This window comes from Gordonia sp. KTR9 (assembly GCF_000143885.2).
GTDB lineage: Bacteria > Actinomycetota > Actinomycetes > Mycobacteriales > Mycobacteriaceae > Gordonia.
In genome coordinates, this window is the sequence record NC_018581.1 from 779952 (window position 1) to 802418 (window position 22467).

Genomic DNA, 22467 nt, shown 5'->3' on the forward strand with positions numbered 1-22467 from the left:
TCAGTGCTGTCCTTCCAACATCGCTTCATAATCGATGCCGAACACCGAGGCCAGGGTCTCGCCTGCTTCGATCCGGCCGAGAATTCCGACCTCTCGGTCCGTGAGCTCGCGGGCCACTCGGTCCACTTCGGTAGCCAGTGCTGCAGGCACGAACACAACACCGCTCCCGTCGGCTACGACCCAGTCGCCGGGCTCGACGGTGATCCCGCAGATGCTGATCGATCCTCCCGTAGCGATCTCATGGATGCGCCCGCGGGCCGTTCGAACCGCGCCTCCGCGACTGAACACCGGGAACCGGAGCTCGCGCGCTTCGTCCAGATCGCGGACCGAACCGTCGCTGACAACTCCAGCGATTCCGGCCTGTTGTGCGGCACGGGTCAACAGCCCACCCCAGCTGCCCATCTCGGTGCGGCCTCCGTTGTCGACGACGATCACCTCACCGCCGCGGCTTGCCGTGATCGCGCGGGCACCCAGATGTACGGGTACAACGTCGGGGGCGGAGGTGATGGTGGCGAGTTCGACGGTGATCACCGCTCCGCTGACCCGTCCGCCCTCCCAGGAGGTAGACAATCCATCGGCCACTCGGTCGGGGACCCCGAGGCTGTCGAGTGCGTCTGATACAACGCATGCGTCGAGTCCTTCAAACAGTTTGGGAACCACCGGTACCCACCTTTCTTCTCTCTGAGGGTGATCGAACGCTAAGCCGCGTCGAGCGGGTATGGCGAGCACAGGTTCCGTCAGCCGAAACCGGGCCGGTGAAATCCATCTGGCGGAACGAGGACTATCGCCATCTGTTCAGCAGTGCGAATGTCGATTCCAGCCAGCAATTGCCGGACCCCACAGCAGGTTCGCGACACGGATGAGGTGAGCACACTGAGTCGGATCGCCATTATCAACCGGATACCGGTGATACCAGGGCGTCGGGACCAGGCTCTGTCGGCATTTGCCGATTTCGACCTGGAGGTTCGCGTCGAGGGTGTTGGAGTGCCAGAACAGTTTCTGGTCGGGGCCGACGCCGAGGATCCGGGACTGGTCTGGGTGCATGAGGTCTACGCCGACGCAGATGATTACGAGGATCACTTCCAGGCCAAGGCCCGGCGGCGGCTACGCGACCGGATGGACGGCTTACGCGCGGGACGCGTCGACACCTTCCGCATCGAACTCATCGCGCCCACCGGTGCACTGTCTTCGATGCACAGCACCGTGACCGATTGGAACACGGTCGTCTACGAGGTCACCTAAGACGTACCTGCAGCACTTGTTCCCAGCATGAACAGAGAGGTCAACTAATGCAGTATCGCGAGCTTCACGGAGCCGGATTGAAGCTGTCGGAGGTCAGTTTCGGCGCGGGGACCGCCGCTGGGCTCATGATCCACAGCAGTCCTGCCGAACAGCGTGCAGCAGTGGAGCATGCGATGAGTCTGGGCGTGAATGCTTTCGATACCTCGCCGATCTACGGCATGGGCTGTTCGGAAGTCAATCTCGGCAATGCGTTGTCCGGGTACGACGACGCCGTGATCACCACCAAGGTTGCGATCACCCCCGAGCATCTGCTGACCGGGTCCATCGGCCAGTGCATCCGCCGATCGGTGCAGGCCAGTCTGCGGCGGCTGCGTCGCGACAGCATTGACATCTTGCTGATTCACAACGGTGTGCACTTCCAGCGGCTACACCCACTGACTGCCGACCCCGGCGACCCGTACGATCCGATGCAGGACCTACCGCACCTGACCTTCGACGAGATCATGGGTGAGAACGGTGCGTGGCAGACGATCCGCGAGCTCAAGAAGTCCGGGTTGATCAAGAGTTTCGGGATCAGTGGACAGGACAACGACCCGGACCTGATGCGGGCACTCATCGGCGCAGGAGTGCTCGACATCGTCAACCAACCGCTGAATCTCCTCAACCCAACTCCAGTGGCGGGCCGCAAGGGTGAGGGTTTCCTCGCCGACGTCGAAGAGAACTTTGTCGAATACGACCACTTCTGCGAGTTTGCGGCCGCCAATGACTGCGCCGTCTCGATTATCAGCCCGGTGGCCGCCGGCGTGCTCACGACCGCCGCGCAATCGGGCATCACGCCTCCCTCGGTCTCCGAATGGAAGGACCGTTTCCCGTTCGACGGGCACTATGCCCGCGAATTGCGCCGTGCAGCAGCATTCGTACCGGTGGCCGAGCAGGCCGGGATCACCATCGCCGATCTGGCGTACCGCTTCGTACTCAGCACTCCGGGGTTTGTCACTGTGCTTGGCGGATTTTCCGACATTTCCCAGCTCGAGCAGGCAGTGACCTCGGTCGAGCAGGGGCCCCTGCCGGCCGATGTGATGGCCGAACTGCATCGCATCTGGCAGGCCCCGTCCGAGCCGGGCTCGGGCGCCTGACTACTCCTGTCACGACGATCCAACTCAACCCAGCCACCGCTCCAGGAGAATACTCATGATCATCGACAGCCATGCACATTCGGTCGCCGGCCGCGGCGAAGGACCGGCGGTCGCCGGTAACAGCCTGATGGCGAGGTGGACCACGATGGAGGCCTCAGGTCGTGCGGACTCCAAACCCCAACCCGCGGATCCCGCCGAATTGCTCGACGGAGCGGCATTCCAACTCGAGCTGATGGACGAGGTCGGGACCGACATTCAGCTGACTTCACCCCGGCCTTTTGTACTCAAGCACTCTCACTCGTCGTCGCGGCTGGTTCACCGCTGGATCGCGTTGAACAACGACGCTATCGAATTGCAAGCCAATGCCCATCCCGACCGGATCAAACCGGTGGGTGCATTGCCGCAGGTCAGCGGTCGGCCGATCAGCGAGACGTTTGACGAGATCGACCGTCTGGCGGAGTCCGGATTCATCGGCGTCATCCTCAACCCAGATCCCAGTGAGGGCGCCGGCACTTCGCCGCTGCTGGAGGATGAGTACTGGTTCCCCCTGTATGAGAAGTTGTCTGCTCTCGATCTGCCCGCGCTGCTGCACCCGGCCGCCTGCTACGGCCGCGAGACGTACAGCGAACACTTCATCTCCGAGGAAAGCCTGGCCATCTTGTCGCTGACCCGCGGCAAGGTCTTCGATGAGTTCCCGGATCTCAAGATCGTGGTCCCGCACGGTGGCGGTTCGATTCCATACCAGTTCGGACGCTGGAATGCGGCAACCATGAAGGCACAGCGAGACGGCGCGAACGTACCCGATCTCGCCGATGGTCTGCGCAAGCTCTGGTATGACACGTGCCTCTACACCGCCGATGCGCTCGAACTACTCATCAAGGTGGTCGGTGCCGATCGCGTGCTCTTCGGCACCGAACGCCCGGGCAGCGGCAATCCGCTCGATGATCTCAAGCCGGTGATCGAATCGCTGCCGGGGCTCACCGACACGGACCTGAAGGGAATCTTCGCCGAGAATGCCCGGGCCGTCTACTCCCGACTGTGAGGCATGAGGTCATGAGTTCGGTAGCCATCAATCGACCCGAGGCCGCCACCCTGGGCGCACTCGTCACCGAGATCGCGCAGCGGCAACCAGCGGCTGACGCCGTCGTCTGCGGTCAGACGCGGCTCAGCTGGGAGGAGCTGGACGAACAGGTCAGAAACATGGCCGCCGGACTGCTCCGTCTCGGTGTCAGGGCGGGCGACCGGGTGGCGCTGCTTGCCCCGAACTCGGCGGAGTGGATTGTCACTGAACTCGCCGTCGCCTCGACGGGCGCAATCTTCATGGGACTCAATACCTGGTACAAGGCATCGGACCTGGAGTTTGTTCTCGCGCATTCCGGCGCTCGAGTGGTGATCACCGTCGACCAGTTGTTCGGCGCTCCGGTGCTGGAGATGGTCCAAGATGTGGCTTCCAGGTGCACCGAGGTCGAACAGATCATTGTGATCGGGGATGCACCCGCCGGAACAATCGGTTGGCACACACTCGTGGCCACACCGTCGGGTCAGTGTCCGGCCGAACCCCACTCGGATGATCCGGCCGTTGTCCTTTACACCTCCGGTACCACGGCCGATCCGAAAGGCGTTGTGCTGCATCACCGCGGACTTATCGACAACGGATGGGAGATCGGCGAGCGGCAGCATCTGACGAGTGATGACCGTCTGTGGCTCGGGATACCGCTGTTCTTCAGTTTCGGTTCGGCGAACGCGATCATGGCGGCTCTGACCCACGGTGTTGCCATGATCGTGCAGGAGAAGTTCGATGCCGGCACTGCCGTGGAGTTGATCCAGCGCGAGAACTGCAGCGTGTACTACGGCATGGGACACATGACGGCTGCGTTGCTCGAGGAGACTCGGCGGCGCGGAATCGTCCTCGATTCAATGCGTACCGGGTTGACGATCGGTCCGGAGCAGACGATCCGGATGACCGCCGAGTTGGTGCCACAGATCTGCAATGTCTACGGGCTCACAGAGACGTATGGAAACTGCGCAGTCACCGATTGCGCTGAACCGCTTGATGTTCGGGCGACGTCGCAGGGGCTCCCGCTGCCCGGGATGAGGATTCGGGTCATCGACCCGGAAACCGGCCTCGATTGTGAGACCGGACAGGTTGGGCTCATACTGGTCGGTGGCCGGGTGACCAGTGGCTACTATCGGGATCCGATCAGGACCGCCGAGGCGCTGGACGAGGCCGGTTGGTTCGACACCGGTGACCACGGTCACCTCGATGAGCAGGGCCGAGTCCACTACACCGGCCGCAGCAAGGAGATGCTCAAGGTCGGAGGCATCAACGTCTCGCCCATCGGGGTGGAGAACGTGCTGCTCGACCATCCGGCAGTGCGTCAGGCATTCGTGATCGGGCGCCCGCATACCGAGCGGGGCGAGCTGCCCGTGGGGATCCTCGAATGGTCTGGCCCCGGACCCGTTGACGAAGCGGATCTGGCCGCCCACTGCCGATCCCGGCTTCCCTCATATGCCGTTCCCGTCGAGTTCATCGCGGTTTCCGATGATCAATTGCCCCGAACAGACACCGGCAAAGTTCGCCGCGGCGAACTCGCCTCCCTGGTAGCCAAGGAGTAAATCATGCGCATCATCGACTTGAGTTACCAATTAGATGAGGGGATGCCGCACCATCCCATGCACCCGCGCGCGCCGATCGTCCTGTCGGGCACGCTGAGTCACCAGCTGACCAGCCGTTGGATGGGGGAGCATGAAGAGCTCGGCAAGGTCTCCTTCGTCAACGAGCAGATCGTGCTCTCCGGTCATACGGGGACACACCTCGATGCCCCACTACATGCCGGCCTCGATCTCGATGACGCCGCTCGTATCGACCTGAGCTGCTGCGTGGGGCCGGCCACGGTTCTTGATCTGAGTCGGTATTGCGGCAGGCGGGTCACCGTCGATGCCGAACAGTTGGCGGCAGCGCTGCCAGACGGCCAGGCACTGGATGCAATTGTACTGCTGTACACCGGTTGGTCGGCCCAGTACGACACAGACCCCGACGTTTACTACCGCCATTCCATGGGCCTCACCGAGGACGGCGCTTTGTTCTTGCGTGACAAGGGTGTCCGCTGTGTGGGAATCGATTCGCCCAGCATCGATGCGCCGCATACTCCCGGGGCGCCAGCGCACAATCATTTCCTTCGCCGCGAACCGCACGTCTACGTGATCGAAAATCTACGCGGTCTGGAGCAGTTGCCGAGCAGGGTGCCCTTCTTCAATGCTGCCCCGTTGCCGATCACCAACAGTTCGGGTAGCCCCGTACGCGCCTACGCCATGGTGGGCACCGGACCGCTCACCGAGCAGTCATCACCGGACCGGTGACATGACAATGGCTTCGCCTCAGGACCTCATCCGGCCCGGAGACCTCGTCGTGGTGGCCGGAGGCGTGGGCGAACCGACGGCGCTACTGCGCAAGGTCATCGACACTGCACCCTCAGGTGTCGAAATCTTCGTGGGGCTCAGTCACTCTCAGGTCCTATCTGAGCCGGGCGAAGCGCCGTTACTGTCGTTCGGGGCGCTCGGACCCCTGAATCGTCCACCGAATCGTGGCCGGGTGGGTATATTGCCGTACCCCTACGACGACCTGCCGCGCGCGCTGATCAACCGTGGCGGGGACCGCGTAGTGCTCTTGATGCAGGTCGCGCCGGCCGACCGACATGGCAGGCACAGCCTTGGATTCGCGGTCGATTACTGCTACGAGCTGGTCGATCGTGCTCGATTGGTCCTCGTCGAGGTCAACGATGCACTGCCGTCGACAGACACTCCGACCTTGTCCGCCGCGGATCTGGAGGTGGCAGAACGATCATGCCGTCCGTTACCGATGGTGGCGGGTGCAGTTGTCACCCCCATCCACGAACGGATCGCCGCACTCATCGCCGACCGAATCCCCGAGCGCGCGACCCTTCAACTCGGTCTGGGGTCGGTGCCGTCGGCGCTGGGTCGTGCGCTGGCCGGTCTGCGTGATCTCAAGGTGAGGTCCACCCTGGCCGGGGACTGGTTGCACGATCTACGCCGTGCCGGATGCCTTGCAGATGACGAGGATTCAGTGGTAATCAGCGAAGCCGCCGGCTCCGAGGCACTGTACGCCATGGTAGCCGGAGAATCGGTTCGGCTGCGCCCCGTGTCGGAGGTCGTCGGGCCGATGGCACGCGGCGAAATCGAAAGGCTGGTGGCCGTGAACTCTGCGCTGGAGGTGGATCTGACCGGCCAGATCAATGCCGAACAAATCGGGTCCGTATATCGCGGGGCGATCGCCGGACATCCGGAGTTCATGCGGGCCGCCGGCCGCAGTCCTGGCGGTCTGGCTGTCGTCGCGCTGGGGGCCACTGCGGGAGGCGGGAGCATCTCGCGGATCGTCGACGCGCTCGAGCCGCAGGCGGTGACGACGCCCAGGTCCTCGGTGGATCTGGTTGTCACCGAGTACGGCTTGGCAGACCTGCGTGGCCGCACCCTGTCCGAACGCCGCGAACTCATGATCTCGATCGCAGCACCGCAATTCCGCGCGGCACTGCGGCAGAAGGGACGACAATGAACGACACCAAATCAATTAGCGACCGGTTGACCGAGTTCTTGGCGGCCCAACACCGGGAGGGCGAAGCGCGGGCCGAGGTCGGAACGCTCGCCCGGGCCGGCGCGGGCCGGTCGCGAGACAACTGGCTATTCGACCTCCTGGGCGACGTCGACGAGAAACTGATCCTGCGATGCGATCCTCCTGGCGGCCTGGTCGAAACCGACCGCCGAACGGAGTTCGAAATTCTCCGCGCATTGGAACGCAGCGGACTCCCGACTCCGGTGGCGCGCTGGCTGGATGCGGATGGGAGCTGGTTCGGTAGGCCGGCGCTCATCATGCGGAGACTGCCAGGTGACTGCGACTATCGCGTCTTGTCCGATGACCGACGCAGCCTGGCCGACCGTCGAGAGCTCGCCGAATCGTTCTGTGAGCTGTTGGCCGATGTGCACGCCGTGGACTGGGCGGCTACCGATGTGGGCGCTGTACTGGCCGATCCGGGTAAGCGCGCTGCCGAGACCGAGCTGGACCGATGGAACAAGATCCTGACCAACGATCAGCTCGAACCGTCGCCGGCACTGGAACTGGCGTTCACTGTCCTACGCGAGCATGCACCCCTGGCTGCCCGTACCGTCTTGGTCCACGCTGACTTCAAGCCCGGCAACATTCTTCTCGACGGACAGCAGGTGACCGCGCTCCTGGATTGGGAACTGGCGCATCTCGGTGATCCGCTCGAAGACCTCGGCTGGGTCACACAGCCGCTACGGACCAGTGAACACCTGATCCCAGGGGCTTGGTCCGCCGACGATCTGGTGAGCCACTACGAGTCCGTGACAGGAGCCCCGGTCGATCGTCACGCATTGGCGTGGTGGGTTGGATTCGCGGCACTGAAGACTGCAGTCATGCAGGTCAGTGGGCTGCGTTCGTTCTTGGAGGGCAGAAGCGACGTTCCGTTCCGCCCCACACGTCGGGTACTCAACGCAGTGCTCGATGCCGTCGAAGCCCTCGAGAAGGAGCAGGCATGAGACCAACGATCGAGGAAGAGCTCGCTGGGGCCACGCGGTTGCTGCGGCTGGCAGAGACCTGTGAGCAGCCCGGAGCCGGGGAATTGGCCCGAGACGCCCGACGGTTGATCGGCTGGGTATCGGCTTCGTGGCATCAAGCCCTCCCGTTCTTGGTCGAGGACAACCAACGCCTGACCTCGTTGCTAAAGGTTCCGCCAGCCACCGCCGTTGCCGACCTCGACGACGCCATCGCAGTGAATGATCAACTGCGCGAGCAACTGTGCGAGGGCATTCGTAATAACGCAGTGGGTCTCGATCGCGTGGAGGTTTTGCAATATCTCCGCGCGCGGATCGCCGCCGACCCGTCCTGACCGATACCGAAAGGCCGATCATGAATCCCGAGCCCAATCCGCTGTACATCGACGACGCGCATCTGGCCGAGCAGTTCCCGCTCAGCGCCCTCGACGACTTCATGATCCATCAGACACCCGATCCGGTACGGGTCATGTGGACTGGGGACCCGCGTGCTTACGAACGATATTGGATGGTCAGTCATGACCCGTCTGGTGAGCTCATGGTCGCAACCGGCGGCAGCTTCTATCCCAACCTCGACCGGGCCGAAGCGTATGCAATTGTGAACCTCCGCGGCCGACAGATCGCAGTCAGGAGCTTCCGTCCTCTCGGTGTCGACCGCGCCGATCTACGTGTCGGGCCCATCGCGCCCAGTATCGTGCAGGGCCTGCGGGAATGGCGCTATGTGCTCGAATCCAATGAGTGGGGAGTGAGTTATGACCTCACTTTTTGCGATACCACCAGGCAGGTGTTCCGAGAACCTCTCTCGAACTCAGCATCGGGCAACCCGGCGGGGCGACGCAATGACGTCACGAGCGGCTTCGAGTCATTCGGTGCGATCAGTGGCTGGGTGGAGGTCGACGGTGAACGCGTTGACCTGAAGCCCGATGCGGTTGGTACGCGAGATCGGCACTGGGGGACGGGGCGCGGGGTGGGCGGCCCGGCGCTGTCACTCGGCGGGCGGCTACATGTGGGTACCAACGGCAATGCCTTTGTTGCATTCGACGATTGGACCTTGTGGGGAGACCGGTTGTTCTACCCCTTCGGCTCTGCCGAATCGGGGTCGACCAAGGTGTTCAAGCCCAACCGGAAACTCCGCTTTGAAGCGGACACCCAGATCTTCCGCGAGGCGGTGGTCGATTACACCTTCGCAAACGGCAAAACCTCACAACTCCACTACGAGAAGATCGATCAGCAAACAATTTTTCTTCGATGCGGAATGTATGGCGGGACGCCCGATGGCGACATTCACCAGGGCGGCTACGACGGCCCTGCGATGACCGAAGGCGACCGTCACGATCTCAATCGACCGGAGCAGCGCATCGGTTTGCGAGGCCTTGACGAGCATCTGTGCCGAGTGACTCGCGATGACGGCGCGAGCAGCTTAGGAATCTATCAGACCATTGATCCGATCGCCTATGAAGTCTGCGCAGCCTCTCGACCCGGGTGGGCGTTCCTGTGACCGGCCGGTCTCGCCGGACATCGGTTCAGGATCGGTTCCACCCTGTTGAACGTCAACTATCGCAATCCGGACGACCATCGTAGGCTCGCACGAATAGTGGGCTAGACCACAGCGGGGCCGTCCGGCCATCGTGTTCGAGGCGTCGAGAAGGGAATCCGAAACCTTGTCTGATTCAGCGAATCTCGTTGATACACGGCTGGTCGCTGTCGTCGACGGTATCGATCACCCCACCCAAGAAGTGGTGACGGTGTCGTTGACCGAGCAGGCCGGGGCGAAGCTGCCCACCTGGGAACCGGGTGCCCATATCGACTTGATTGTCGGCGATGGACTGATTCGCCAGTACTCACTTTGTGGTGATCCCGCAGATCGGCATCACTATCGGCTCGGTGTTCTCAACGAGCCGGACGGGCGTGGAGGTTCGGCTGCGGTGCATCAACTCGCCGTCGGTGACAGAGTTGAGATCAGCGAGCCCCGCAACCACTTTCGATTACTTCCCGCGCCGTCGTACCTGTTCATCGCCGGCGGCATCGGCATCACGCCATTGATGCCGATGATGCAGGCGGCAACAAGTGCAGGCGCTGATTGGAAACTGGCGTATGGGGGGCGCCGTCGCGAGAGTATCGCTTTCGGTGAGTGCTTGCACGCTACGTACGGGGACCGCGTGGCACTTTACCCGCAGGATGAATGCGGGCTTCTGGACGTAGAAGGCCTGCTCAGCGGCCTCGTGCCGGGTTCGCTGGTGTACACCTGCGGGCCCGAGCCGCTGCTCAACGCGGTGGAGTCGGTCGGAGAGAAGCTCGCACCCGGAACCGTCCACGTCGAGCGCTTCGCCGCAAAAGAGATCGACGAACCAGTCCGCACAGAGGGGTTCACGGTGTGGCTCGCCAAATCGGAACTGGCGCTGACGGTTCCGCCGGACCGCTCGATCTTGGAGGTCGTCACCGCCGCCGGCATCGAGGTCTCGACCTCTTGCGAGGACGGCATCTGCGGAACGTGTGAGACAAGGGTTCTGGCTGGGACACCCGATCATCGTGACTCGGTGCTCGACGAGGCCGAGAAGGAGGCCAACGACGCCATGATGATTTGCGTGTCGCGGGCCTGTGGTGACCGGCTTGAGCTCGATCTCTGACCAACGCACACAACTTGTACGTCCGACAAACTCGGACGCGCGTCAGCCCGCTCTACTGAATTGTCCAGGAGGCATAGATGAATCACGAGGACAACGAACTGCTCTGCCGGGTGGGACCTGGCACCGCGATGGGGGCGGTGGTTCGGAACTACTGGTTGCCAGCCTTTCCCTCGAGTCGGTTGCCGGCTACCGACAGTGACCCGATCCGAGTGCGATTGTTCGGTGAGAACTATGTCGCGTTCCGTGGCGAGGACGGGGTGATCGGGTTTCTCGACGAGTTATGCCCTCACCGTGGTGCCCCGTTGGTGCTGGGTCATCAGGAGGGGTGCGCAATACGTTGCCTTTATCATGGCTGGAAGATCGGCACGGATGGTACGGTCCTCGAGACCCCGAACGCGGATTCGTCGGCGATTCGAAATGGGCTCAAGGCCAATGCTTTCCCGGTCGAGGAGTCGCACGGGCTGGTGTGGGTCTATCTGGGAACCCAGGACCCGGTGCCTCCTCGTCCTCGCTACGCCTGGGAGATGGAGAAGCCTGAAAACACTCTGGTTGTCGACGTCGACTGGGATTGCAATTGGGTTCAGGCTCTCGAGGGTCTGCTCGACTCTTCGCACGCGGGCATTCTGCACGCCGATATCCTCAAGAAGTTTCCGCCGAAGATGCAGGCAGACGGAGCGGCTATGAAGCGGGGCCTGTTGCCGCGATTCGAGATGGAGCGCACAGACTTCGGACTCCACTACGCGGCGATTCGTGCGGGCGCGGGCAGCACATCCGAGATCGATCAGGTGCGGATCACCGCGTATGCGGCACCGTTTGTGGCTTTCGTTCCGACCGGGGGAATGGCATTCATCCCGGTCCCGATCGACGATACTCACACCAAGTTCTACAACGTGTGGTGGGACCCGGACGAGAGACTGGACAGTGGCCCAGGATATGAACACCGACTGGACATGTGGGGAGTGACCGAGGAAATTCTGCAGATGACGGGCATGGCTCCGGTTGAACCCCCAGTTGGTGAGTTGCCTTCGCGGAATGTGTGGCCGCAGGATCGCGAGGCGATGCGGCGTGGCGATTCGTACACCGGCCTGCCGGGCATCACTGCAGAGGACGCCGCACTCGCCGTCGGTATGGGTCCGATTATGGACCGCTCGAAAGAGCACCTCGTAGCCGCGGACATCATCATCTCCAAGACGCGTCGACTGCTTCTGAAAGAAGCACGTCACGTGGCTGCAGGCGGCGATCACTCCAACTGGCAGACCAGCAAGTCCGCTACCGAGAAGATTCGTGCAGCCTCGGGCGACCTTCCGGCTGAAACCGCTTGGCAGGAAATGGTTCCAGACCACGTCGCCACCTGAACCTACAATCGCAACCGCAACACTAAGGAGTACGTCGATGTCATCGATCGTCGCGTCCGTCGGCACATCACATTCGGTGATGTTGGCCCCGGGCCATCATGAACTGTGGTCTACGCGTGCTGAGCAGGACCGCACAGACACCGGACTGCTTGATCGAGAGGGCAAGCCGGCCACATACTCAGAGTTGGAACAGCGCGCAGGCGACCGCTTTCGCAACGAGCTGGATGCCGACACCTGGCAGCAGAAGTGGGATCGTGCACAGGTGGCGATCCAGCGAATTCGTGATGATCTGACGGAGCTTGAACCGGATCTGCTGTTGATCATCGGTGACGACCAGCGCGAATTGTTCTATGAATCACTTCAGCCGGCGATTGCGGTTTTCATGGGCGACACCGTGAAGATGAGCGAGGGGCAGGTGCCGCACGATGTGCCCGCCGACCGCGTTGAGAAGGTGCGTGGATTTCTTTCTTGGTTGGGTTGCGATGGAAGATCCCATCCAGGTGACCCAGGCGCTGGCCTTCACTTGGTGAAAAGCTTGGTGGCCCAAGGATTCGATGTGGCAAGTATGAACGAATTGCCCGGTGATCGTGAGTTCGGCCACGCCTTCGGGTGGGCCTTGGGTCCGATGCTGACCGGAACCAAATGGGAGAAGACATCGATCCCGTCGGTGCCGATCATGGTCAACACCTACTTCCCTCCGAACCAGCCGACGTCGGCGCGCTGCTATGACCTCGGAACTGCCCTTGCCAAGGCCGTGAGTGACCTACCCGGAGAACGCCGCGTTGCGGTGATCGGCTCTGGTGGGCTATCGCACTTCGTCGTTGATGAAGAGATCGACCGTAAGGTGATGACTGCGCTTGCCGAGCATGACGTCGATGCTCTGCGCTCGATTCCGGAGGACCGGATCAATTCTGGCAGCTCTGAAATTCGCAACTGGTTGACAGTCGGAGGCGCTGCGGAGCATCTGAAGACCCGCTGGACTGAATACATCCCCGCCTACCGTAGCGCGGCAGGCACAGGCGTCGGACTTGCGTTCGGAGTTTGGTCTTGAGTGCCCTTGATGTCGCTGCTGAGCGCGCAGAACTCGCTGAAGTTGCACGTCGAGTGTCCAACTGGGGGCGGTGGGGTGAGGACGACGAGCGCGGCCTGCTGAACACGATAACACCGGCCAAGCGAGTGGAAGCCGCACAGTCGGTCGTGCACGGGATCGTGCATTCGCTGGCGGTCCCGCTTGGTGCCGGGGGACCTCAGGTTCCAGATGCCCCGGCGCCGCCGAGCACGAATGGAGCGTGGCGTCCACCCCAGAACCGCAGCAATCCGGTTCACACAATGCTCGCGACCGGCAGTGACCCGCAGGAAGTGAACGGGCTGGGCGGTGGCGCACATTTCACCGACGACGTGATCTATATGCACTTGCAGGCTGCGACTCAATGGGATGCACTGTCGCACTGTTATTACGACGACCAGCTATACAACGGTAAGCCAGCGTCCTCGGTCACCTCTGCGGGTGCCCGCTATCTCTCGATTGACAAAGTTGCGGATGGATTTCTGTCTCGTGGGGTGCTGCTGGACATCGCTCGGTTGCACGGGGTCGAAACCTTGCCCGGCGACCATGTGATAGATGGTGACGATCTTGAAGCCGCTGCTGATGCTGCAGGGGTGGCGGTGACTCCTGGTGACATCGTCATCATACGTACCGGTTTGCTGTCGGAGTGGGCACTGACCGGATCGTGGGCGGCGATAAAACGGCGCCCGCAGCCGGGGGTGGGTATCAGTGCCGTCGAGTGGGTTGCCGAGCGTGACGTCGCCGCCATTGCAACCGACAACACTGCAGCGGAGGCACTCGGTACAGGTAAGGCGCTGAAGGGTCCAGTTCATATGCTCGCGCTGCGTGATATGGGACTACACCTGGGTGAGTATTGGTTCCTTGAAGATCTGGCGGCTGATTGCGCCCGACTAGAGCAGAGCACATTCATGCTGTCCGCTGCCCCGCTTCCCTTTGAGAATGCCGTCGGATCACCGACGAACCCGATCGCATTGCTATGAATCGACGTATCAATAGAGATTGAATCGCCGCCTGATTCTTGCGGTCTGTATTCGGGCGCTAGGTAGACAAAAGATGGCCGGAGAGTGTGACTTAGCACGTGTGTAGCTCTGTCTGTGTCCGTGCGTTCCGGTATCCATCGCGAACTGGGCGTGAGTAGACAGTTTCTTACCGCGGTCCCACGTCAACGTCTTGCGCAGCTGCTGCGGAAGCGAGGCCATCGACGCTGTCAGTCTTGCATTCATCGCGACCGCACCGTAGCCACCGAGCGCTGGCCCATTTTTCACAGGCGGCTGCTCACCCCAGCCTTTCTGCCGGCAGATGCAATCAGAAGTGTTGTACGGCTGCGCCGTTCGACAAGGTTTCCATTCCGGACCGGCCCACACCGATGATCAGGTCACCTTCCAGTGACCGGGGGACGGCACGGTCACTGGCCGCAGCGGGCCGCTGCGACAGGACGAAATCAGAGGTGATATGACCCTGCGGCTTGTTGCGTGAAGGAGCCCGCGGCTCCCTCAGTGCCCGCCCGGTGCGCAGGCACGCCACCAGCTCACGCTTGAGCGCGCCGCGACCCTCGATGAACAGGGACTGATAAATCGCCTCGTGACTGATACGCATGGATTCATCATCGCCGAAATCGACCTTCAAACGCCGCGAGATTTGCTCCGGATTCCACGCCAGCGACCACCGCGGGTGGGCCCGGTGCGGTTTGTTGAGCCCCTTCCACGGCGCCGGCGTGGGGCCCGCAGCGATCGTGCCATCGGGACGGCGGACAACGCCGGCCAGACGGTCCTGTACGTACTCCCGCAACTCGACGTGGGCCACGAGCTTCGCCGTCTTTGGACGCTTGGCAGCTTGCTGGGCTTTCCACTGCGCACCAACGCCCGATACTCGAGCTTCCCGCTCCTGGTCGCAGCATTGCGGCGCAACTCACGCGAAATCGTTGCCGGACTGCGACCGATCTGCCGGGCGATCTCACGCACCCCACAGTCTCGGGCGTGTAGCAGCGCGATCTCCTCTCGCTCGGCGAACGACAGATAGCGGCCCGAAGGCGTATCCAGACTCAGCGGCCTCATGCCGCCAGCGTGGCGGAACCAGCGCGTACCCACCGGCACCGACACACCGACAGCGATAGACGCTTCCGCCGTGCTCACCCCTGTCCCCTGTCGCGGCCGCGCGCCAAAACTCACGTTGCACCCGCCGCGACGGCTCCGGCCGCCCCGGCGAACGCATCGCCGGCCGAAGCGCCCGATCGGCACGCCACTGTCGACGAACACTTACCGGCACATTGCTGGTCTTCCGGCTCCAGTCTGCTGTACTTACGCCGCACACCTCCAAGAATCAGGTGTGTTGCGACGACCAGTTGAATCCACCGCCGTAGCAGTCAAGCCAGTGACGCAACGTGCCGCGCTCAACCCCAAGATCGGCGGCGATACCGCGCACCGTGGCCCCCGGGGTCAAACTCGTACAAGTCCACCGCGTCCTGCCGAAACTGCTCTGAATAGTGTCTCCGAGCCATATCTTGATCATCTCGCTTCTCCCCGCGAACTGCGGGATTCAACGTGTTCAAGGTCCGGGGTCAGGTCCCATGCGATCTCGAGTGTGATCTCGGACCGGGCGGTGGCGACCTGCATTGTGCCAACCAATATTCCGCCCCCAGAAGCCATCCGACTGCAGTCGACCATCCGGTATGAGATCGATCCGAATTCGGCTTACAGTCGGGAAAGGCGGTCTGGACGAGGCGGTGCTGCGGGGCGTATCACCAGCAGAGTAGGCTGTCAGAACGAGTGCGTGGGTAGTTTGATCGCGGGAGGTCAGATCGTGAAGAACCCTGTCCCGGTGGGCCCGTCGTGAGCAACGAGGAGTGTGCTGGACAGCGATCGGGTGACCGGATCTGTGCCTGAACGCGATCCAAGTGGAGTGGAGCTGATTTTCGCAACGTGGACTTGGGCCAATCCAGACTTCCGCCCTGCGTGACATCACAGTTCGTGACGTGGCGGTTGCAACCATCGGTCGGCGTCGGTACACGATGGCGCAGATTGAGCTGAGTAGAATTGTAAAGGAGCGGCTCTAGATGGCGCCAGCTTCACTACCTGGGTTAGTCCAGAGCTGGGCGGTGCAGGATCCACAGCGGGAAGTTCTACGCGATGTCGGTGGCCGGGGATTGACCAACTCAGACCTGGCGGTCGCAGCCGCGACCTGGGGCGCTTTGCTGAACTCAGTCGGAGTGACCCGAGGTGCTCCGGTTGCTTCTATGCTACCCAACACATCCGCCGGACACATTGGCTGGCTGGGCAGTGCCTGGATCGGCGCGATTGAGTTTCCGCTGAATCACGAATTTCCCACCTCATGGATAGAGCGACTCGTCGTGGAGTCTGGGGCCAGAATCGCGATTGTCGGCAAGCAGTTTGCCCGAAAGTGGCGGCCACTGCTTACTGCTGGCGTTCTGAAGTCTCTGGTGGTGGTTCACGATTTAGAGCAGGTAGAAATCTGGTCTGGCGATGGGCGCAATGAATTTCGGAAACTGACCCCAGTCGACCTGGCCCCGGTTGTTGCCGATCGCTATGATGTTTCATGTGTCATTTTGACCTCGGGAACCACTGGGCCGAGTAAGGGTGTAGTGGTTCCGTGGGGGCAATGGGAGACTCGTTGTTTATCGAACGCCATCCCAAGTAGATTTCGAAATCGAGACGAAGTCTTTTACAATCCTTTACCCGTCTACCATACCGCGGGCCGATCATACTTTTATGAGGCCGTTTATCAGCAGAGTTTAATGGTCTCGAAAGGGCGCTTCTCGACGACTACCTGGATCGATGACATCCAGCGAGAGGAATGCACCGGCACTATCCTTCTTGGCGCTACGGCATCTTTTATCTTTAATAGTCCGCCAAAATCATTTGATCGAGACACTAGTCTCAAGTTTGTAGTAATGGCGCCGGTTCCCGCATGGGTGGATCAATTCAAAGAACGATTCGACATAATCGCTGTGACCTCATACGGCGCTACTGAATATGGTAATGCGATCGTATCTGGTGATCACTTTGAGGTAACCTCCACAACTGCTGGTAGCTGCGGTGTTGCCGACAGTAATTACGAAGTTCGCTTGGTGTCAGACCAAGGCATGGAAGCTGGTATCGACGAACCGGGTGAGCTGCATGTTCGGGGTGCGCCGTGGGCCAACAACCTCGGGTACTGGCGCAGGCCAGAGGAATCTGCGAGAGCGTGGGAGGGCGGATGGTTCCGTACCGGCGATATCTTTCGGCGGGATTCAGACGGGCTGTTCTATTTCGTAGACAGAGCTAAGGACATGGTGCGCCGCCGCGGCGAGAACATCTCGTCTATGGAGGTTGAGTGGTCCGCCATGGAACATCCAGAGGTGTCGGTGGCGGCAGCCTACGGCGTCAGATCGGAAGACGGCGAGGAAGAAGTAATGCTGTCGGTGGAGTTAGCAGCAGGAGCAGTTGTATCTCCAGATGAACTGCACGGATTCCTCGAGAAGCGACTGCCTGCGTACGCAGTCCCCCAGTTTATCGCGATACATGCGGAACTCCCCAGAACGAGTACTCAGAAGATTCGAAAGAATGAGCTCCGGGACGCCGGTATTACCCCGAGCACCTGGCAATCGACCCAAGCCTGAGTTCCGTGCATTTTCGGCCGGGACGGAATCGCGTGATGTTGGATGACGGTCTCTCTGCGTCGGTAGGAGCGAGCGGCGGCGCAGATCGCCTAAAGGTGGGTGTATGGGTTCCGGTGCGGTGACTGCGGGGGCGGCGCGCATACCACACTGGAGGAATTTGGACAAGGCCCACGGGAATTTAAGTGACTCAGAATAGGCAGCTTTGCCACCTCGATCGAGTCGACACAGTTCCTCGCATGGAGAGTCAGCTCCGCCGCCCGGCACCGTTTCTGTGTTCGACTCAGTCTGCCTTGTCCTGATTGGCGGTGCGCGAGATGACCAGCATTCGGCGGTCTGGCCGGGCACACATCCTTCTGGCGGTTGAGTCCGGTTCCTGGCGGTCACGATCACCGGCTTGACCGGAAACGCACTGCTACTGCCGAAGCCCTGGACTAAGTGCATTAGGCGTCAGTGATGCTGGTCCCGTTCGACGTCGTGCATCTGGTTGCCGAGGACCTCACCTTACGATGTCAACTAGGGCGACAAACCCGTCGTCGTGGCTAGAGATCGGTTGGGATAGCAGTCTCGGCCGGAGCAGCACGACCGGTACCGACCAACCTGCACCTTCTTCAATTCGGTGGGCTTGCGGGTCGATCCGAGCCGGGTGTGGCCGAATTCCGGATCGAGGCTTTACAGATTGCTCGACGGCCAGATGCGGGCTGCTGTCGGTGCGGATGGTCTCGCTGTTGTACCGGTGCGGCGCCTTCCAACGCTCCCCGCCGTTGGCGCAGCCGACTCGGTCGCCATGCGGACGGACCGCGCGGTCAGCTGAGCAGCCGTGCGCGCGATCCGCTGTGTGGAACACCGAATTGCCAGCATGGTGGCACTAGCCAAGAGTATGAAGTGCGTCACTGGCCGGCGCCCCTCCTAGAAAAGGTATTGCATCATGACCGAGCTCATCGTTCCGCCCGCGGCCCTGCAGCCCAGCCAGCCCGGCGTCACGAAGTTTCTCGCAGATTCAGTCAGGAAGCTGTATATCGGCGGCCGCTGGGTCGAGGCGGCATCGGGCAAGACGTTTCCGGTGATCAACCCGACGACCGAGCAGGTCATAGCCCATGTCGCGGAGGCTGACAAGGCTGACGTCGACGCTGCTGTGCAGGCAGCTCGTTCCGCCTTCGAGGGGCCGTGGGGCCGCATGCGCGTGGTCGAGCGAACAGAACTGCTCCGGCGCTTGGGCGCGCTCATCGCAGAGAACGCAGACGAGATCGCTGAGTTGGAGACAATCAACAACGGGTCGCCCATCTCCATCGCGCGCAGCTTCGTCGGTAGCACCGTCGGTACCATCGACTACTTCGCCGGCTCGGCCCGCCTTATTCACGGCGAGACCCCCTCCAACGATCCGAACTATCTGACGTACACGCTTCGCGAACCGATCGGCGTCTGTGCCGGAATCGTGCCCTGGAACGTTCCGTTCCTGTTTGCGATAGGGAAGCTGGCACCGGCTTTGGCGGCCGGTAACACGTTCGTTCTGAAACCGGCGGAGCAGACACCTTTAACCGCGATTCGGCTCGGCGAACTCGTCGAGGAAGCGGGCTTCCCGGCAGGGGTCGTCAACATAGTCACTGGCTTCGGTCTGGGTGCCGGCAGTTCTATTGCCGAACACCCTGACATTGACAAGGTCTCCTTCACAGGTTCAGTCGACGTCGGCAAGAGGATTCTCGCCGCATCAGCTGTCAATCTGAAGCGAGTGACCCTCGAGCTCGGTGGAAAGTCTCCGAACATCATCTTCAAGGACGCAGACCTCTCGGTGGCAGTTCCGACCGCTGTCGCAGGTTTCACCATGAGCTCGGGGCAGATCTGCGTCGCTGGCACCAGATTGTTTGTGCAGCGGGAAATCATGGACGAGGTCACAGAAAAGCTCACAGAATTCGCAGGGTCGCTTCGCATCGGAGACCCCCTCGATTCGGCGACAGATCTCGGGCCACTCGTATCGCAGGAGCAATTGGACCGCGTCACCGGTTACTTCGGAGTCGGCGCGGCGGATGGTGCTCGGGTTGCGCTAGGAGGGGCCGCGGTCGAGGGAACTGGCTACTTCGTGGAACCCACTGTCTTCGTCGACGTTCGCAACGACATGCGGATAGCTCGCGAAGAAATCTTCGGTCCGGTGGTGTCGGTCATCCCGTTCACTGACGAAGACGACGCCGTACTACAAGGTAACGACACGCTATACGGACTCGCCGCATCTGTCTGGACCAATGACCTCGGCCGCGCCCATCGAGTCGCTCGAGGTATCAAAGCCGGCTCTATCTGGGTCAACAACTACTTCACCGGGGACACCGCGCTTCCGTTCGGCGGCTACAAGGAGTCCGGCCTCGGCCGCGAGAACGGCTTGGATTGGTACAAGAGCTTTACTGAGGACAAGTCCGTCTACGTGACGCTCTGAGCTTCGGCCAGGCCGAACAATCTCGAATTAGCCCATCAGAAACGAAAGGGTGCTATGACCACCAATGCGAACCTCGACCGACGCGAGGTTGACTTCGATCAACACGATCAGGCGTACGCCAAGGATTCTTCAGCGCGCTTCCGAGAACTGCGGGAGAAGTGCCCGGTCGCGCACTCGCCGCATTACGGCGGCTTCTGGGTGCTGTCTCGATACGACGACGTCGCTGCTGCTGCTCGTGATCCGAAGCTGTTCTCCAGCGAGCAGGGCGTGAGCTTGCCACGCCTTGATGCCGGCGTACCTCTGCCGCCCCTCGAGACAGACCCGCCACTTCATGCGTTCTTCCGCCAGGTGCTGCAGCCGGAGTTCTCTCGGGCCCGCATGCAGCAGGTCGAAGGCTTTATCCGAGACCTCACGAGAGAGTTCATGGACAACTTTGACACGACGAGACCGGTCGACCTGATCGAGAAGCTGGTGGCACCCCTTCCTGCCATTGTCATCGCGCATCTCATGGGTTTTCCGCGGGAGGATTGGTCGAAGTTCCGGGAATGGTTCGACGTGATCATGGACGCTACCAATAGAGAGGATCCCGCGGCTGGGCAGCAAGCTGCGATGGAATTCTTTCAACACATCGTCGCGGCGCTCGACGATCGTCGACTCAATCCAAAAGACGACACGTTGACGAGGATCGTGAGTTGCGAGATCGACGGACGCCCCGTAACCAACGAAGAGGCAATTGGTATGACGTGGGCGACGATTGTCGCCGGGCACGAGACCACCGTCGGGGGGATTGGCGCTCTGCTGATGCACGTGGGCCAGGATTCTGTGTTGAAGGATAGGCTCCTGGAAGACCGTGGCCTCATAGCCAAGGCGATTCAAGAAGCAATCCGTCTGGAGGCTCCCGTTCAGGGAATGAGTCGCGCACTGACAAGTGATGTCTGTCTGAGCGGACAACAGTTGCTCGCCGGAGAGAACGTCTGGTTGAGCTTTGCTGCCGCCAATCGCGACGATGCCGTGTTTGAGAACCCGGATTCGTTCGATGTGGACCGGTCTCCCAACCGGCATCTGGGTTTCGGCGACGGCGTCCACAGATGCGCAGGGCTTCCCCTGGCTCAGCTCGAGATGCGTGTAGTGCTCGAGGAGATGCTGGACCGGTACCCGGGTTACACGCTCGATCCTGACGCCGAGCTTCAGATCCACCGAGCAGGTAGCTGCAAGCTACTCAGCCTCGCCGTCAACTTGTGATGCAGATCATGCCTGCGTCTGCCTCCGCGGTTTCTATCGGTCAATGTAGTGAGGAGCACCAATGGTGAACGCCCAAGCCGCTATCCTTCGCTCGAAAGACGGCCCGTATGTCCTCGAGGAGTTGGTGCTCGACGAACCCGGCAGCGGCCAGGTCGTCGTCGACATTGTGGCGTCCGGGTTCTGCCACACCGACATGATGCCCCGAGGGGAGGAGTTCCCTGTCTCGCCACCCGTTGTCCTCGGCCATGAGGGCGCCGGCGTCGTGAGCCAGGTCGGTCCTGATGTGACCGATGTAGCCGTGGGGGACCATGTCGTCATTACGTTTGCCTCATGCGGTCGGTGCAACGAGTGCATCAGCGGGCACCCGGCTTATTGTGAGACATTCATGGAGCGCCAGCTCTTCTGGCGGTCTGCGGGCGGCGGGCCGGGAGCGACGGATGCGCAAGGGCACCCGGTGAGCGCCCGCTTCTTTGGGCAGTCGTCCTTTGCAACGCGCACCATCGTCGACCCTACAAACCTGATTCGAGTTGACCCGTCTCTCGACCTGTCGGTGCTCGCTCCGCTCGGCTGTGGAATGATCACGGGCGCGGGGAGTGTGTTCAATGTCTTCGATGTTCAGCCGGGCACGTCTATCACCATCTTCGGCGCGGGTGCGGTGGGCCTGGCGGCGTTGATGGCGGCGAAGGCGGCCGGCGCCACGACAATCATCGCCGTTGATCTACATGCGCAAAGGCTCGAGCTGGCGTCCGAACTCGGCGCGACCACCACGATCCTCGGTGACAGTAGTGACCTGGTCGAGCAGATTCACAAGGCCTCCGATGGTGGAACTCACTACAGTTTCGACACAACCGGTGTGCCCTCTGTCATTCTCGCCGCGATTCGTGCACTGCGAGGCCGCGGAATGTGCGCGCACGTCGGGCAGGCAGGTGACCTGGTGCTCGACGGCGACATTCTCTTCGGAAAGAAGTTGGTATCCGTGATCGAGGGCGATGCCAACCCGCAGGAGTTGATTCCCCGGCTCATCGCGCTTTGGCAGGACGGACTGTTCCCCTTCGATCGGTTGATCCGCAGATTCCCGCTTGCCGACATCAACGTTGCGGAGCAGGAGTCCCATTCGGGCAGGGCCATAAAGCCAGTGCTCGTTATGCCTTCCATGTGATTTGCTGGTTTGCATTC

Annotated in this window: 18 protein-coding genes and 2 pseudogenes; 17 read left to right on the forward strand and 3 right to left on the reverse strand. The window is 61.6% G+C overall.

Features of this window, described 5'->3' with window-relative positions:
- Entirely contained in the window at positions 1-660 is a 660-nt protein-coding gene (locus tag KTR9_RS04325; RefSeq protein ID WP_014925377.1) for an RraA family protein, read from the reverse strand.
- A 147-nt stretch (positions 661-807) separates the two neighbouring features.
- Between KTR9_RS04325 and KTR9_RS26820 the strand changes: the two genes are divergently transcribed.
- From KTR9_RS26820 to KTR9_RS04390, 13 genes are all read left to right on the forward strand, one after another.
- Positions 808-1242: a putative quinol monooxygenase gene (locus KTR9_RS26820; protein ID WP_083888931.1), complete on the forward strand. Its 435-nt coding sequence runs from the start codon at positions 808-810 to the stop codon at positions 1240-1242.
- A gap of 47 nt (positions 1243-1289) precedes the next feature.
- Positions 1290-2378, forward strand: a complete 1089-nt coding sequence (locus KTR9_RS04335) for an aldo/keto reductase (RefSeq protein ID WP_014925379.1) — start codon at positions 1290-1292, stop codon at positions 2376-2378.
- A 55-nt stretch (positions 2379-2433) separates the two neighbouring features.
- Positions 2434-3420, forward strand: coding sequence for an amidohydrolase family protein (locus KTR9_RS04340; RefSeq protein ID WP_014925380.1), 987 nt, complete (start codon positions 2434-2436; stop codon positions 3418-3420).
- Positions 3421-3431: 11 nt separating this feature from the next.
- Complete coding sequence (locus tag KTR9_RS04345; RefSeq protein WP_044505839.1) at positions 3432-4994, forward strand: class I adenylate-forming enzyme family protein; 1563 nt, start codon at positions 3432-3434, stop codon at positions 4992-4994.
- 3 nt (positions 4995-4997) lie between these two features.
- A complete protein-coding gene (locus tag KTR9_RS04350; RefSeq protein ID WP_014925382.1) occupies positions 4998-5738 on the forward strand; it encodes a cyclase family protein in 741 nt (246 codons plus the stop codon).
- 232 nt (positions 5739-5970) lie between these two features.
- Positions 5971-6948, forward strand: coding sequence for an acetyl-CoA hydrolase/transferase family protein (locus tag KTR9_RS04355; RefSeq protein WP_238554033.1), 978 nt, complete (start codon positions 5971-5973; stop codon positions 6946-6948).
- A complete protein-coding gene (locus tag KTR9_RS04360) occupies positions 6945-7949 on the forward strand; it encodes a phosphotransferase family protein (protein ID WP_014925384.1) in 1005 nt (334 codons plus the stop codon). The genes KTR9_RS04355 and KTR9_RS04360 overlap by 4 nt, the downstream gene beginning before the upstream one ends.
- Positions 7946-8299 carry a hypothetical protein gene (locus KTR9_RS04365; RefSeq protein ID WP_044505844.1) on the forward strand — a complete coding sequence of 118 codons (354 nt, stop codon included), beginning with the start codon at positions 7946-7948 and terminating at the stop codon, positions 8297-8299. Before KTR9_RS04360 ends, KTR9_RS04365 begins: the two co-directional genes overlap by 4 nt.
- Before the next feature lie 20 nt (positions 8300-8319).
- Positions 8320-9462 (forward strand): hypothetical protein, encoded by a 1143-nt coding sequence (locus tag KTR9_RS04370; protein WP_014925385.1) that lies wholly within the window; start codon positions 8320-8322, stop codon positions 9460-9462.
- A gap of 163 nt (positions 9463-9625) precedes the next feature.
- A complete protein-coding gene (locus KTR9_RS04375; RefSeq protein ID WP_014925386.1) occupies positions 9626-10591 on the forward strand; it encodes a PDR/VanB family oxidoreductase in 966 nt (321 codons plus the stop codon).
- A 77-nt stretch (positions 10592-10668) separates the two neighbouring features.
- The gene (locus KTR9_RS04380; protein ID WP_014925387.1) at positions 10669-11946 is read left to right on the forward strand and encodes a Rieske 2Fe-2S domain-containing protein; all 1278 of its coding nucleotides are present in this window, start codon (positions 10669-10671) and stop codon (positions 11944-11946) included.
- Positions 11947-11983: 37 nt separating this feature from the next.
- Positions 11984-12997 (forward strand): protocatechuate 4,5-dioxygenase subunit beta, encoded by a 1014-nt coding sequence (locus KTR9_RS04385; RefSeq protein WP_014925388.1) that lies wholly within the window; start codon positions 11984-11986, stop codon positions 12995-12997.
- Complete coding sequence (locus tag KTR9_RS04390; protein WP_044507598.1) at positions 12994-13992, forward strand: cyclase family protein; 999 nt, start codon at positions 12994-12996, stop codon at positions 13990-13992. The genes KTR9_RS04385 and KTR9_RS04390 overlap by 4 nt, the downstream gene beginning before the upstream one ends.
- Positions 13993-14115: 123 nt before the next feature.
- Here KTR9_RS04390 and KTR9_RS04395 read toward each other — a convergent pair.
- Positions 14116-15223 (reverse strand): annotated as a pseudogene (locus KTR9_RS04395) (transposase); the annotation flags it as partial.
- Between the two features lie 135 nt (positions 15224-15358).
- A pseudogene (locus tag KTR9_RS27225) lies at positions 15359-15509 on the reverse strand (transposase); the annotation flags it as partial.
- 555 nt (positions 15510-16064) lie between these two features.
- Between KTR9_RS27225 and KTR9_RS26825 the strand changes: the two are divergent.
- The 4 genes from KTR9_RS26825 (at position 16065) to KTR9_RS04415 (ending at position 22450) form a co-directional block, all read left to right on the forward strand.
- Positions 16065-17627: an AMP-binding protein gene (locus KTR9_RS26825; protein WP_014925392.1), complete on the forward strand. Its 1563-nt coding sequence runs from the start codon at positions 16065-16067 to the stop codon at positions 17625-17627.
- Positions 17628-18552: 925 nt separating this feature from the next.
- The gene (locus KTR9_RS04405) at positions 18553-20049 is read left to right on the forward strand and encodes an aldehyde dehydrogenase family protein (RefSeq protein ID WP_014925393.1); all 1497 of its coding nucleotides are present in this window, start codon (positions 18553-18555) and stop codon (positions 20047-20049) included.
- A gap of 54 nt (positions 20050-20103) precedes the next feature.
- The gene (locus KTR9_RS04410) at positions 20104-21291 is read left to right on the forward strand and encodes a cytochrome P450 (protein ID WP_014925394.1); all 1188 of its coding nucleotides are present in this window, start codon (positions 20104-20106) and stop codon (positions 21289-21291) included.
- Between the two features lie 61 nt (positions 21292-21352).
- Positions 21353-22450, forward strand: a complete 1098-nt coding sequence (locus KTR9_RS04415) for an NAD(P)-dependent alcohol dehydrogenase (protein WP_014925395.1) — start codon at positions 21353-21355, stop codon at positions 22448-22450.
- Positions 22451-22467: the final 17 nt, after the last annotated feature.